Source organism: Streptococcus cristatus (assembly GCF_003943535.1).
In the GTDB taxonomy this organism is placed as follows: Bacteria; Bacillota; Bacilli; order Lactobacillales; family Streptococcaceae; genus Streptococcus; species Streptococcus cristatus_L.
Window position 1 is genome coordinate 179,723 of sequence record NZ_RJPU01000001.1, and the last position, 13,337, is coordinate 193,059.

Sequence of the window (13,337 nt, forward strand, 5' to 3'; positions counted from 1 at the left end):
AAAGGTGTGGATGAATTTCCGCACCTTTCTTGCATTTTTCTTTCATTTTTTCATAAAAAACGGACATTTTTGCTTTATCTAGATCCGAAAACTGACAAAATAGGTAAAAGATGATAAGATGGTAGGAAATGGTTTGACTATCAAATAAATTCTAGTAAGGGGAAAGAATGTCCTATTTTGAAAATTTTATGAAGGCCAATCAAGCCTATGTGGACCTGCATGGAACCTCCCACCTGCCGATTAAGCCCAAGACCAAGGTAGCGATCGTGACCTGTATGGACTCTAGGCTCCACGTGGCTCAGGCTCTGGGCTTGGCGCTGGGAGATGCTCATATCTTGCGCAACGCTGGCGGGCGGGTGACAGAGGACATGATTCGCTCGCTGGTTATTTCACAGCAGCAGATGGGCACGCGGGAAATTGTAATCTTGCACCATACGGATTGTGGGGCACAGACTTTCAAAAATGAAGAATTTACTGCTTTTCTCAATCAAGAGCTGGGCGTTGATGTCAGCGGTCAGGATTTCCTTCCTTTTACAGATGTGGAGGAAAGTGTGCGGGAAGACGTGGAGCTTCTCCGCCAATCACCCCTAATCCCAGATGATGTAGAGATCTCAGGAGCGGTATATGACGTTGCTACAGGGCGAATGACCGTCGTTCAGTAATTACCTAGGAAAGCCAATTTATCTGTCGGTATTTCGGCATTGAAATTGGCTGCTTTTTTGTGTTAAAATAGAATACGATTTTAATTTAGTTAGGACAATAAGATGATTCTTTCCATTATTTCACAAGGTCTGGTCTGGGCTATTTTGGGTCTGGGGATTTTCATGACTTTTCGGATTTTGAATTTTCCGGATATGACGACTGAAGGTTCCTTCCCTCTGGGTGGAGCGGTAGCCGTTACTTTAATCACCAAAGGGGTGAACCCTTTCTTGGCAACGGCAGCTGCGGTATTGGCGGGCTGTCTGGCAGGTTTAGCGACTGGGCTTCTCTATACCAAGGGCAAGATTCCGACCCTGCTGTCAGGGATTTTGGTCATGACCTCTTGTCATTCCATCATGCTCATGATCATGGGACGGGCTAACCTAGGTTTGCTGGGAACTCGGCAGATTCAGGACTTTTTGCCCTTCTCTGGGGAAATCAATAATCTCCTGACAGGCTTGATTTTTGTCAGTCTGGTTATTGTCGCTCTGCTCTTTTTCCTAGATACCAAGCTGGGGCAGGCCTACATCGCAACTGGGGACAATCCTGATATGGCGCGTAGTTTCGGTATCAATACTGGTCGCATGGAATTGATGGGCATGATTTTGTCTAATGGCGTCATTGCCTTGTCTGGTGCTCTGATTGCCCAGCAGGAGGGCTATGCAGATGTGTCCCGTGGAATTGGGGTTATCGTTGTCGGCTTGGCCAGTCTGATTATCGGAGAAGTTCTTTTTAAGAGTCTGACCTTGGCTGAACGTCTGATTACCATTGTGGTTGGTGCCATTGCCTATCAGTTTCTGATTTGGGGTGTCATCGCTCTTGGCTTCAACACGAGCTATCTCCGCCTTTACAGTGCGGTTATCTTGGCAATCTGCCTCATGATTCCGACCTTGAAAAATACATTCTTTAAAGGAGCTAAGTTAAGCAAATGACAGCGATTGTAGAATTAAAAAATGCCAGCAAGCGGGTCAATAACGGCTTTGATGAAGAAAAGGTCATCCTAAACGATGTGTCGCTGGAGATTCATGAGCACGATTTTATCACTATTTTGGGTGGCAATGGAGCAGGGAAGTCAACTCTTTTTAATGTGATTGCCGGTACGCTCTCTCTGAGCAGCGGTAGCATTTACATCTTGGGCGAAAATGTGACCAACTTTTCACCTGAAAAGAGAGCCAAATATCTGTCGCGTGTCTTCCAAGATCCCAAGATGGGAACGGCTCCTCGGATGACAGTGGCGGAAAACCTGCTGATTGCCAAGTTTCGTGGCGAATCTCGTGGCCTAGTTCCTCGTCGACTGAATAGTTATCGGCAGGAGTTTCAGGAGACTATTGATAAGATCGGCAATGGTCTGGAGAAACACTTGGATACGCCGATTGAATTTCTCTCTGGCGGTCAGAGACAGGCTTTGAGTCTGCTCATGGCGACGCTTAAACGCCCAGAACTGCTTCTCTTGGACGAGCATACAGCAGCGCTGGATCCCAAGACCAGTGTGGCTCTTATGGAGCTGACTGACGACTTTGTTCGCAGAGACCAGCTGACGGCCCTCATGATTACCCATCACATGGAGGATGCTCTCAAATATGGCAACCGACTGATTGTCATGAAAGAAGGGCAAATCATCCAAGATCTCAAGCAAGAAGAAAAAGCCAAGATGACCATAGCGGACTATTATGGCTTGTTTGAATAGAGTGAAGAGCTGATAGTTTCGGCTCTTTTTCGTTAAAAAATTATGCAAAAACTTTTATACTTTTAATTGTAAACGCTTGCAATCTTTTGCTAGAAGGAGTATAATATAAATAAAGATATGGAAAGGAAAAACTTCATTTCGCATTCGATTTGCTTTGCTGATATATTTATTTGTAACATATAAGTCGTTGCTTTACTGGACTATTGGTTAGATCATTGGGTAGGCCTGCTTAGCCTATCTGATTATGACAGTGGGATAGAAAGTAGAAGCTTTTAGATGGTTTTCAGTCTTCGAGATGTTAACCGATAGTTGCTTTGTGATTAATATTTCTAATGCTAAGATAAAAGAAAATCATTAGCGCTTAAAGGAATTAAAAATTTAATAATCAACAATCATTGTTAGTCAGTTCCGAATGGAATAAACTGATTGCTCCCATATCAGCAAGGTAAGTCAGACCTCTAGCAGAGTCACGCTAGAGGTCATTTTGATGGATTCAGCGGGTGTTGCTGGAGTCTGCCCTCAGCTAGTGAGGACTAAGGAAGCAGCTTTAAAAAGTGATGGGTAGGGCTTTCTGCGAAAGAAAATTGTCACGCTACTCTTTTGTCTTCCCTTAGGCTGGGTATCTGAAAAGTGATATAATATAGTTAGTAAAACACAAGGAGAAAAGCAATGAAATCAGCAGTTTATCTTAAAGCTGGTCAAGTTGGACTAGTAGAAATGGATCATCCGCAAATTCTAGATCCAGATGATGCCATTATCCGTATTGTTCGGACCTGTGTCTGCGGCTCTGACCTGTGGAGTTATCGAAATGAGCAGGTGAAGCCTGGGCGCATGAACAGTGGACACGAGGCGATCGGGATTGTCGAGGAAGTCGGTGGTGCAGTAACGACTGTGAAAGTAGGCGATTTTGTCATTGCTCCATTTACTCATGGATGTGGGGACTGTGACGCTTGCCGCGCTGGCTATGATGGAACTTGTGACCGCCATATTGGCAATAACTGGTCAGATGGGGTGCAAGCGGAATATATGCGCTTTGAGTATGCCAACTGGGCTTTGGTGAAGATTCCGGGTCAGCCGTCAGACTATTCAGAGGGGATGCTTAAGTCCTTCTTGGCGCTGGCTGATGTCATGCCGACAGGCTACCATGCTGCGCGTGTGGCAGATGTCAAACCAGGTGACAAGGTAGTTGTTATCGGTGATGGGGCTGTTGGGCAATGCGCTGTTATCGCCGCTAAGATGCGTGGTGCTTCCCAAATCGTCCTCATGAGCCGTCATGAAGACCGGCAAAAGATGGCGTTTGAATCAGGAGCGACAGCTGTTGTTGCTGAACGTGGCGAAGAAGGCATTGCCAAGGTGCGCGAAATCCTTGGCGGCGGTGCTGACGCTGCGCTTGAATGTGTCGGAACAGGAGCAGCTGTTGACCAAGCCCTTGGTGTCCTTCACAACGGCGGCCGATTAGGCTTTGTTGGTGTTCCCCACTATAATAATCGTGCCCTTGGTTCCACTTTTGCACAAAACATCACAGTGGCAGGTGGCGCAGCCTCTGTCACAACCTACGACAAGCAAGTCTTGCTGAAAGCAGTCCTGGATGGCGACATCAATCCAGGCCGCGTCTTTACTTCCAGCTATAAACTGGAAGAGATTGACCAGGCCTATAAAGATATGGATGAGCGGAAGACTATTAAGTCGTTGATTGTCTTTGACTAAGGTTTGTCAAGAGTATCATGCTAGGAGATGTTAAAGGCACTCAAAGGAATTTGGAATTTTGAGATATCAGTAAAACGATTTGCAAGGATTAGGACAGGATTTTCAGTCTTCCACAAATTATAGAAGAAAGAGTGGCTTTTTAGGAAGTCGAAAAGGAGGCGTTGCTAGCGTCTTCTTTTTTTGCTATAGTGGAGCTAGAGAAGAGATTGACTGGAGCGCAGCTACACTTTTAATCAGGAAGAAGGGGTCAGAGACTTGCTGTATCAAATACCTATTCTTAGATGTCTAGCTTGCTCTAGGGGTTTCCTTTATTTTGAAAAAAGCGTGAAAAAATGCTATAATGACTAGGATGTGCAAACTTTGTTTGCAAAACTGTAATTCGACTTGGCTTGCCAAGGACCGTTAGTAATAAAATCAAGGAATCTTTGATAAATGAGATTCTAAAATCGAATAGGAGTAAAAATGAGTAAAAGCACTATTAAGCTGATTACTTTGGGCGGCGTGCGCGAGAATGGGAAAAACCTCTACGTCGCCGAAGTGGATGATTCCATTTTTGTATTGGATGCTGGGCTCAAGTACCCAGAAAATGAGCAGTTGGGAGTAGATGTCGTCATTCCCAACATGGATTATTTGTTTGAAAACAAAGACCGAATTGCAGGTGTCTTTCTGACCCACGGTCATGCGGATGCCATCGGTGCATTACCTTATCTTTTGACAGAAGCCAAGGTACCGGTTTTCGGTTCGGAGTTGACGATTGAGCTAGCCAAGCTCTTTGTTAAAAGCAATGACGCCGTGAAGAAATTCAATGATTTTCATGTTATCGATGAAAATACAGAAATTGAATTTGGCGAAACGGTTGTCTCTTTCTTCCGGACGACTCACTCGATTCCAGAGAGTCTGGGAATCGTAGTCAAGACGCGTGAAGGCAATATTGTTTATACGGGAGATTTCAAGTTTGACCAATCTGCCAGCGAATCTTATGCGACAGATTTTGGCCGTTTGGCTGAGATTGGCCGTGAGGGCGTTTTAGCTCTCTTGAGTGATTCAGCCAACGCTGATAGCACTGTGCAAGTAGCTAGTGAGAGCGAGGTTGGTCGTGAGATTACAGACACGATTTCGGATTGGGATGGACGTGTCATCGTAGCAGCAGTTGCCAGCAACCTATCTCGGATTCAGCAGGTCTTTGAAGCTGCGGCAGAAACAGGTCGTCGCGTTGTTTTGACAGGCTTTGATATTGAAAATATCGTCCGTACGGCTATCCGCCTCAAGAAATTATCCTTGGCTGATGAACGACTTTTGATCAAGCCTAAGGAAATGTCTAAGTTTGAGGACCATGAGCTGATTATCTTGGAGACAGGTCGGATGGGTGAGCCTATTAACGGCCTGCGCAAGATGTCCATTGGTCGTCACCGTTATGTAGAAATCAAAGACGGAGACTTGGTTTACATCGTTACAACGCCATCTATTGCTAAGGAAGCAGTCGTAGCGCGTGTGGAAAATATGATTTATCAAGCTGGTGGCGTGGTCAAGCTGATTACCCAAAACTTGCGTGTATCTGGTCATGCCAATGCGCGTGACTTGCAGCTCATGCTCAATTTATTGCAACCCAAGTACCTCTTCCCGATTCAGGGAGAGTATCGTGGTCTGGACGCCCATGCCAAGGCAGCCATGGAAGTTGGGATTTTACCAGAAAATATCTTGATACCTAAGCGTGGCAGCATCATGGCTTATGAAAATGGCGACTTTGTACCAGCTGGAGCAGTGTCAGCAGGCGATGTCATGATTGATGGGAATGCCATCGGTGATGTGGGCAATATCGTCCTGCGTGACCGTAAGGTTCTGTCAGAAGACGGTATCTTCATCGTGGCGCTCACGGTCAATCGTAAGGAGAAGAAAATCATTTCTAAAGCCAAGGTTCATACTCGAGGATTTGTCTATGTCAAGAAGAGTCGTGACATCCTGCGGGAGAGCACTGACCTGATCAATAAGACAGTAGAAGACTATCTGGCTCAGGATAACTTTGACTGGGGCGAGCTTAAGGGAACAGTCCGTGATAGTTTGGCCAAGTTCCTCTTTGAGCAAACCAAACGCCGGCCGGCTATTCTTCCGGTTGTCATGGAAGTTCGCTAGAATTATTCGAGGAAAGAGCTTTCCCAGTATTTTGTAGAGAGAAAGTCGAATATCGGCTTTTTCTTATCTTTCGGCGATTGCAGAACAGGATTTGATTTCAGAGTGTGGCTAACGGTGACGCCTAGCCAAGAACAGTAGTTTTTACAAGAGGAGAAAAAAGATGGCAGTGATGCAGATAGAATATTATTCAGAAGCCTTGGAGATGGAGTGGGGAGTCAATGTCCTTTATCCAGATGCGTCGCGCGTGGACGAACCAGATGATACGGATATTCCTGTGTTGTATCTGCTTCATGGTATGAGTGGCAACCACAATAGTTGGCTCAAACGCTCAAATATTGAGCGCCTCGTTCGCTCGACTAACTTGATTATTGTGATGCCAAATACCAACAATGGCTGGTACACTGATACCCAGTATGGCTATCATTACTATGAAGCTATCGCTGAGGAGCTGCCACGGGTGCTCAAACGCTTTTTCGCCAATATGTCTGACAAGCGGGAGAAAAACTTTATTGCTGGCTTGTCCATGGGTGGCTACGGCTCTTTTATGCTGGCGCTTAAGACTAATCGTTTTTCTTATGCAGCTAGTTTGTCTGGGGCACTCAGCTTTCACGATCGGCATCCAGACGATACTGACCTAGCCAAGCCGGCATACTGGCGTGGTATTTTTGGTGATTTGGAGGACTGGACCAGCAGCCCTTATTCGCTGGAAACTTTGGCCAAGCAGTCGGATGGCAAAACTAAGTTTTGGGCTTGGTGCGGCGAGGAGGATTTCCTCTATGCGGCCAATAACCATGCCGTGGAAAATTTGAAAAAGCTAGGTCTGGATATTAGCTACAGCCACAGTCCTGGTAAGCACGAATGGTACTACTGGGAAAAGCAATTGGAGAAGGTTTTAGCTTGGCTGCCGATTGACTTTGTCCTCGAAGAAAGACTGTCTTAAAAAATCATACGATTCAGCAGATTCTGGGTCGAGAATGTGATATAATAATAACGTTTGAATACGAAAGCAGGGGGCGAGATATCCCTGCTATTCCCAAATAGGAGATCGAAAATTGACAAAAGATATTCGAGTGCGTTATGCACCAAGTCCAACTGGGCTTTTACACATCGGAAATGCGCGGACGGCGCTCTTTAACTACCTTTATGCTCGTCATCATGGTGGAACATTTATCATCCGTATCGAAGATACTGACCGCAAGCGCCATGTCGAAGATGGGGAGCGTTCACAGCTTGAAAACCTTCGTTGGTTGGGTATGGACTGGGATGAAAGTCCAGAAACTCATGAAAACTACCGCCAATCAGAGCGTTTGGAATTGTATCAGAAATACATCGACCAACTACTAGCTGAAGGCAAGGCCTACAAATCTTACGTTACAGAAGAGGAATTGGCTGCTGAGCGCGAGCGCCAAGAAGCGGCTGGCGAAACACCTCGCTACATCAACGAATACCTTGGCATGAGCGAAGAGGAGAAAGCGACTTACATCGCAGAGCGTGAAGCAGCGGGTATCATTCCAACGGTTCGTCTGGCTGTCAATGAAGCTGGTATCTACAAGTGGACAGACATGGTCAAGGGTGACATTGAGTTTGAAGGTGGCAATATCGGTGGTGACTGGGTGATCCAAAAGAAAGACGGTTACCCAACTTACAACTTTGCCGTTGTCATCGATGACCACGACATGCAGATTTCTCATGTTATTCGTGGTGACGACCATATTGCCAACACTCCAAAACAGCTCATGGTTTATGAAGCGCTTGGTTGGGAAGCACCAGAGTTTGGTCACATGACCCTGATTATCAACTCTGAAACGGGTAAAAAGTTGTCAAAACGCGATACCAATACCCTCCAGTTTATCGAGGATTACCGCAAGAAAGGCTACCTGCCAGAAGCAGTCTTTAACTTTATCGCTCTTCTTGGTTGGAATCCTGGTGGGGAAGACGAAATTTTCTCTCGTGAAGAACTCATCAGACTCTTCGATGAGAACCGCCTCAGCAAGTCTCCAGCTGCCTTTGACCAGAAAAAGATGGACTGGATGAGCAATGAGTACATCAAGAATGCGGATTTTGAGACAATCTTTGAAATGGCAAAACCATTCTTGGAAGAAGCAGGACGCTTGACCGACAAGGCTGAGAAAATGGTTGAACTCTACAAACCACAAATGAAATCAGTGGATGAAATCGTTCCATTGACAGACCTTTTCTTCTCAGATTTCCCAGAATTGACGGAAGCAGAGAAAGAAGTGATGGCCGGCGAAACAGTTCCAGTCGTTTTGGAAGCTTTCAAAGCAAAACTGGAAGCAATGACAGATGAAGAATTTGTGACAGAAAACATCTTCCCACAAATCAAAGCAGTCCAGAAAGAAACAGGTATCAAGGGCAAGAATCTCTTCATGCCAATCCGTATCGCTGTTTCTGGCGAAATGCACGGTCCAGAATTGCCAGATACCATCTATCTATTAGGCCGCGAAAAATCCATCCAGCATATCGACAATATGTTGAAAAAAATTCAATAAGATAAACCAGCTTTCGAGCTGGTTTTTGCTTTCTAAAAAGCTGTATTTATGTTACAATAATGTTACAATAACAGGAAAATATTGCGAGGTGCTAAAGATGAAAAAATGGATGATTCTCTTGGCTAGAACTCTGGTGGCATCGTCTGTGTTAGTGGCCTGCGGTCAAAAGAAAGACCAGCCGACTTCGCCTTCTAGCAGTTCCAAAGTTAGTTCGACCAGTTCGGCTCCTTCCAAAAAGTCTGAGACGCGCAAAAGTTCGACAGAGCTTTCTACCGAAACAAGTAGTTCGGACACTTCTATTTCTAGTGGTCAGGAAAACAGTCAAGAACCTTCGGAGCCAGCAACTAAGGAGTCTTCTGCTAAGTCAGAAAGCAAGGGGGAAAAAGGGTCTGCCGCTACCTCTAGTTTAGACATGCAGGCCATTGCTTCTGGGGACTTTTCTAGCATGGCTGGTACTTGGAAAGATGCCAATGGCGTCACTTATACATTTGATGCCAAGGGACTTGTATCAGATGTTGCCAAGTTGGAGCTGGTTTACGCTGGTCTGGATGAAAATGGAATTTATCGTACTAGCATTCGTTGGCATAATCTTACAGGTGCTGCCTTGTCTATTATTCCAGCGGGGAAAAAGTTGCTAGCAGGAGAGACTGTTAGCGGGCAGGATCCGACTGATAGCAGTCGAGATCGCTTCATTATTGCCCAAGGCATCTCAGAGCACCCAGACGTTTTTTACCGTGTAAAATGAGAGTGGGACAGAAATCGGTAATTCGTTAGAATTCGGTTTCGTCGTCCCACCTCCGCACAGTTGAGTAGGGCTATAAAAGCTGATGCAATCAGCGTAATAGAGTCCACTCAACCACTGCGTCTTGCTCGACAATCCAAATACAATTGAGAGGCTAGGACTTTTGTCCCAGACTCTTTTTTGGAGCTGCGCGGATGGTCTCTTCTCTCCAAACTGCTTCTTTCATTCGCTAAAACTATTCTAAAAAGGGAGCTCGTCTCGTACCTGGCCCTTATTGGCTTTTTGGGAAAATATGGTATAATAGAGTTAATTTTGGTGGATGGAGTTGAGTTTTGAGAAAAAACTATCGCGTCAAGAGCGAAAAAGATTTCAAGGCGATTTTTAAAGCTGGGCAGAATTTTGCCAATCGAAAGTTTGTCGTTTATAAATTAGAAAAAGAACAGCGCCATTTTCGAGTGGGGATTTCAGTTAGTAAAAAGCTGGGCAATGCAGTTGTCCGCAATAGTATCAAAAGAAAGATTCGTCATGTCTTGATTCAGCATCGGGCGGATTTGACCAAGGATGACTTTGTTGTTATTGCTCGCAAGGGAGTTGAAACTCTAGACTACCATCAAGTGGAACAAAATTTATTGCATGTCTTAAAAGTTGCAAAAATTTATCAGGAAGGATTTGTTTGTGAAAAAGAAGAGTAAGATAGGATTTCTTTTAGCGGCTTCGCTGCTTATTTTGACGGCTTGTGGCACCAGCGAAGTGACAGCTAATTCAAGTGATTTTTGGGAGAAATTAGTTTATTTCTTTGCGGAGATGATTCAATTCTTGTCCTTTAATGGAAGTACAGGGATCGGGATCATTCTCTTCACGTTGATTATTCGGACAGTCTTGTTGCCAGTCTTTCAATTTCAGACGACCTCATCTAGAAAGATGCAGGAAGTTCAGCCTCATATCAAGAAGCTTCAGGAAAAATATCCAGGCAAGGATATGGATAGTAAGACTGCTTTAGCAGAGGAAACCAGCAAGCTTTACAAGGAAATGGGTGTCAATCCCTATGCCGCCTTTCTTCCCTTATTTATCCAAATGCCAGTTCTTTTGGCACTTTTCCAAGCTTTGACACGGGTTGAATTTCTGAAAACAGGTCACTTCCTCTGGCTTAATCTAGGTGCGACGGATCCGACCTTTATCCTACCTATTCTCGCTGCTCTCTTTACTTTCTTTAGTACTTGGCTATCCAATAAAGCCTTGCCAGAAAAAAATGGTGGGACGGCAGTGATGACCTACCTGATGCCGGTATTGATTTTCTTCTTTGCGGTGTATGCAGCCAGCGGGGTTGCTCTTTACTGGACAGTCTCCAACGCCTATCAAGTTGGTCAGACCTTGCTTTTAAGCAATCCTTTTAAGATCATTGCTGAACGTGAAGCAAAGGCAAAGGCAGAGCGCCAATTGGAAATGAAGAAAAAACGTGCCCTTCAAAAAGCACAGAAAAAGAAAAAGTAAAAAGGAGGACTCTTGCAGATGGTTATTTTTACAGGAGCAAGTGTTGAAGAAGCGATTCAAAATGGACTAAAAACGCTGGATATTCCACGAATGAGAGCACATATTACCGTTGTTTCGCGTGAAAAGAAAGGATTTCTCGGTTTATTTGGCAAAAAGCCTGCGCAGGTAGATGTGGAGCCGATTGCTGAAACGACTGTGGCCAAGGCCAACCAACAGGCGGTAAAAGGAGTTCCTGAGGAAATCAATGCACAAAACGAGCCGGTACAAAGTGTTAGTGAAGCAACAGTCGACTTAGGACGAGTGGTGACAGCTATCAAGAAGGCCGAGGGTGAAGGTGAAACTATTTCAGAAAAAGTCAAGGCTGAAATTCTTAAAAACGATAAAGACGCCAGTACCATTCTGGAAGAAACAGGTGCAATTGATTTCTTAAAGACCAGTCAAGCGATTGATGAAGCACAAACTCTGAAAGACTCAGAGGAAGATAGCTCTTTAGCAGAAGTGGTACCTGGTCAGCAAGAGACAGCTGAGTCGTCCTTCTTTGATTTGGGGATCCAGGTTGAGGATGATTGTGATATTGAAGAAGTTGTCGCAAGCGTGACTACATATGTGCAAAAGATTGTGGATGAGATGGATGTTGAAGCGACTCTTTCTAGCAGCCACAATCGCCGAACAATCAATATGCAAATTGATACCAATGAGCCAGGGCGCGTGATTGGTTACCACGGTAAAGTCTTGAAAGCCTTGCAGCTGTTGGCTCAGAATTATCTTTACAATCAATATTCCAAGAGCTTCTACATTTCTATCAATGTAAATGACTACGTGGAGCATCGTGCAGAAGTTTTGCAAAGCTATGCTCAAAAATTGGCTCAGCGTGCTCTAGAAGACCGTCGCAGCCAGCATACGGATCCTATGTCCAATAGTGAGCGTAAAATCATCCACCGGATCATCTCAAGAATTGATGGTGTGACTAGCTATTCAGAAGGCGATGAGCCTAACCGCTACGTTGTTGTAGATATTGATTCGGAATAAATCTTAACCAGCTGCTTAGCTGGTTTTTAGATACAGAAAGGAGAAAATTCTATGTCACTTTTTCCAGCTATTGAGTCATTTTTGACTGTTCAAGGAAGTAAATACATTTCACCAGATAAGGCAGGGGAACTGCGAGAGACAATGTTGGATTTGAAAGCTAGAGGTCAGGCTGCTCGGCAGGAGTTTGCGAACTTAGTCCGAGACTTTCAGGCTCTCTATCCTAAGCTGAGTCTGGAGCGGACCAGCAATTGGCTGAATCAGGCTCAGATTTTACGCCCACATTTTTGGAATTATCTAAGAGGCTATGGGGACATCACAGAGCCTATGTTCGCTCTGCGCTTGTATGGAACTGCAGAAGATTTTGGGGTCTCGCTAGAGGTGAGCTTCATGGAGCGCAAGAAAGATGAGCATAGCCTTAGCAAGCAAAATCGGGTCTTGAATCTGCCCATTCAACCGCCAGCTTACTATTTTGCCCAGATAGACGGCCAGAGTCAACGCTTCGAGGCTACTGAGGCAAATAGGCAGCATCTAAGCCAGCAGGTGGCTGCTGGGCTAGTCCGCAAGGTTTTGATCAAATATGATGTCAATCTTTCCGATGCTAGAAGCAAGCAGGAAGTTCTGTCGGAGCTTGAGCAGGCTATGACTGCCTTGATTCCCTTCTATGAAGCGACACGATTTGAATGATTTCGTTTCCAAAAAGAAACAATTAGTCCAATACTATTGACAAACAGGAGAGAATCCGATAGAATGGTAAAGTATGTTTAGTAACTGATCACTTTATAGCCGGCTAAACGAATACAAAATCTATGAGGAGGTATTCATCGTGAAACGTACTTATCAACCAAGTAAACTTCGTCGTGCGCGCAAACACGGATTCCGTAACCGTATGTCAACTAAAAACGGTCGTCGCGTATTGGCAGCTCGTCGTCGTAAAGGACGCAAAGTTTTGGCTGCATAATCCAAACGATTACCATAAAGAAACCAGTGGAGACTCGAGACCGCTGGTTTTTCTATTGTTCTTGATTAAATAAGCTTGTACGGTTTAAAGTTAGCTAGTCGAGTCCGTGCAGAATAGGAACTTTACATGAAATGGAAGGTAAACGGGCTAGTCTAGGTGGTTTCTAGGTATATCTTATCTAGTTTGAATAAAAGAAAAGAGAGTGGGACAGAAATCGGTAATTCGTTAGAATTCGATTTCGTCGTCCCACCTCCGCACAGTTGAGTAGGGCTGTAAAAGCTGATGAAATCAGCGTAGTAGAGCCCACTCAACCACTGCGTCTTGCTCGACAATCCAAAGACAATTGAGAGGCTAGGACTTTTGTCCCAGCCTCTTTTTGATAAT

At 44.9% G+C, this 13,337-nt stretch carries 13 protein-coding genes; all 13 read left to right on the plus strand.

Annotation, left to right across the window (positions count from 1 at the left end; genetic code table 11):
- Positions 1-167 precede the first annotated feature (167 nt).
- The 13 genes from D8790_RS00995 to rpmH all read left to right on the plus strand — a co-directional run bounded on the left by D8790_RS00995 (position 168) and on the right by rpmH (position 12,953).
- Positions 168-662: a beta-class carbonic anhydrase gene (locus tag D8790_RS00995; RefSeq protein ID WP_125387265.1), complete on the plus strand. Its 495-nt coding sequence runs from the start codon at positions 168-170 to the stop codon at positions 660-662.
- Positions 663-764: 102 nt separating this feature from the next.
- Complete coding sequence (locus D8790_RS01000) at positions 765-1,631, plus strand: ABC transporter permease (protein ID WP_045500429.1); 867 nt, start codon at positions 765-767, stop codon at positions 1,629-1,631.
- Positions 1,628-2,386: an ABC transporter ATP-binding protein gene (locus tag D8790_RS01005; RefSeq protein WP_005591610.1), complete on the plus strand. Its 759-nt coding sequence runs from the start codon at positions 1,628-1,630 to the stop codon at positions 2,384-2,386. The genes D8790_RS01000 and D8790_RS01005 overlap by 4 nt, the downstream gene beginning before the upstream one ends.
- A gap of 669 nt (positions 2,387-3,055) precedes the next feature.
- Positions 3,056-4,093 carry an alcohol dehydrogenase catalytic domain-containing protein gene (locus D8790_RS01010; protein WP_125387266.1) on the plus strand — a complete coding sequence of 346 codons (1,038 nt, stop codon included), beginning with the start codon at positions 3,056-3,058 and terminating at the stop codon, positions 4,091-4,093.
- Positions 4,094-4,555: 462 nt separating this feature from the next.
- Positions 4,556-6,223: a ribonuclease J gene (locus tag D8790_RS01020; RefSeq protein ID WP_125387268.1), complete on the plus strand. Its 1,668-nt coding sequence runs from the start codon at positions 4,556-4,558 to the stop codon at positions 6,221-6,223.
- Positions 6,224-6,383: 160 nt separating this feature from the next.
- The gene (locus tag D8790_RS01025; protein WP_125387269.1) at positions 6,384-7,163 is read left to right on the plus strand and encodes an alpha/beta hydrolase; all 780 of its coding nucleotides are present in this window, start codon (positions 6,384-6,386) and stop codon (positions 7,161-7,163) included.
- Positions 7,164-7,275: 112 nt separating this feature from the next.
- The gene (gene gltX / locus D8790_RS01030; RefSeq protein WP_125387270.1) at positions 7,276-8,733 is read left to right on the plus strand and encodes a glutamate--tRNA ligase; all 1,458 of its coding nucleotides are present in this window, start codon (positions 7,276-7,278) and stop codon (positions 8,731-8,733) included.
- 97 nt (positions 8,734-8,830) lie between these two features.
- Positions 8,831-9,478: a DUF6287 domain-containing protein gene (locus D8790_RS01035; protein ID WP_125387271.1), complete on the plus strand. Its 648-nt coding sequence runs from the start codon at positions 8,831-8,833 to the stop codon at positions 9,476-9,478.
- Between the two features lie 329 nt (positions 9,479-9,807).
- A complete protein-coding gene (rnpA, locus tag D8790_RS01045) occupies positions 9,808-10,167 on the plus strand; it encodes a ribonuclease P protein component (protein ID WP_045500481.1) in 360 nt (119 codons plus the stop codon).
- Positions 10,151-10,966 (plus strand): YidC/Oxa1 family membrane protein insertase, encoded by an 816-nt coding sequence (locus tag D8790_RS01050; RefSeq protein WP_125387272.1) that lies wholly within the window; start codon positions 10,151-10,153, stop codon positions 10,964-10,966. Before rnpA ends, D8790_RS01050 begins: the two co-directional genes overlap by 17 nt.
- A gap of 18 nt (positions 10,967-10,984) precedes the next feature.
- Positions 10,985-11,995, plus strand: coding sequence for an RNA-binding cell elongation regulator Jag/EloR (jag, locus tag D8790_RS01055; RefSeq protein ID WP_125387273.1), 1,011 nt, complete (start codon positions 10,985-10,987; stop codon positions 11,993-11,995).
- 51 nt (positions 11,996-12,046) lie between these two features.
- Positions 12,047-12,679: a ribonuclease P gene (locus D8790_RS01060; RefSeq protein WP_125387274.1), complete on the plus strand. Its 633-nt coding sequence runs from the start codon at positions 12,047-12,049 to the stop codon at positions 12,677-12,679.
- 139 nt (positions 12,680-12,818) lie between these two features.
- Entirely contained in the window at positions 12,819-12,953 is a 135-nt protein-coding gene (gene rpmH, locus D8790_RS01065) for a 50S ribosomal protein L34 (protein ID WP_000831905.1), read from the plus strand.
- Positions 12,954-13,337: the final 384 nt, after the last annotated feature.

Coding starts and splice junctions, on each gene's coding strand:
- D8790_RS01005 (WP_005591610.1), top strand. CDS start 1,628: ATGACAGCGATTGTAGAATTAAAAAATGCCAGCAAGCGGGTCAATAAC.
- D8790_RS00995 (WP_125387265.1), top strand. CDS start 168: ATGTCCTATTTTGAAAATTTTATGAAGGCCAATCAAGCCTATGTGGAC.
- D8790_RS01025 (WP_125387269.1), top strand. CDS start 6,384: ATGGCAGTGATGCAGATAGAATATTATTCAGAAGCCTTGGAGATGGAG.
- D8790_RS01060 (WP_125387274.1), top strand. CDS start 12,047: ATGTCACTTTTTCCAGCTATTGAGTCATTTTTGACTGTTCAAGGAAGT.
- D8790_RS01010 (WP_125387266.1), top strand. CDS start 3,056: ATGAAATCAGCAGTTTATCTTAAAGCTGGTCAAGTTGGACTAGTAGAA.
- D8790_RS01020 (WP_125387268.1), top strand. CDS start 4,556: ATGAGTAAAAGCACTATTAAGCTGATTACTTTGGGCGGCGTGCGCGAG.
- D8790_RS01035 (WP_125387271.1), top strand. CDS start 8,831: ATGAAAAAATGGATGATTCTCTTGGCTAGAACTCTGGTGGCATCGTCT.
- D8790_RS01000 (WP_045500429.1), top strand. CDS start 765: ATGATTCTTTCCATTATTTCACAAGGTCTGGTCTGGGCTATTTTGGGT.
- jag (WP_125387273.1), top strand. CDS start 10,985: ATGGTTATTTTTACAGGAGCAAGTGTTGAAGAAGCGATTCAAAATGGA.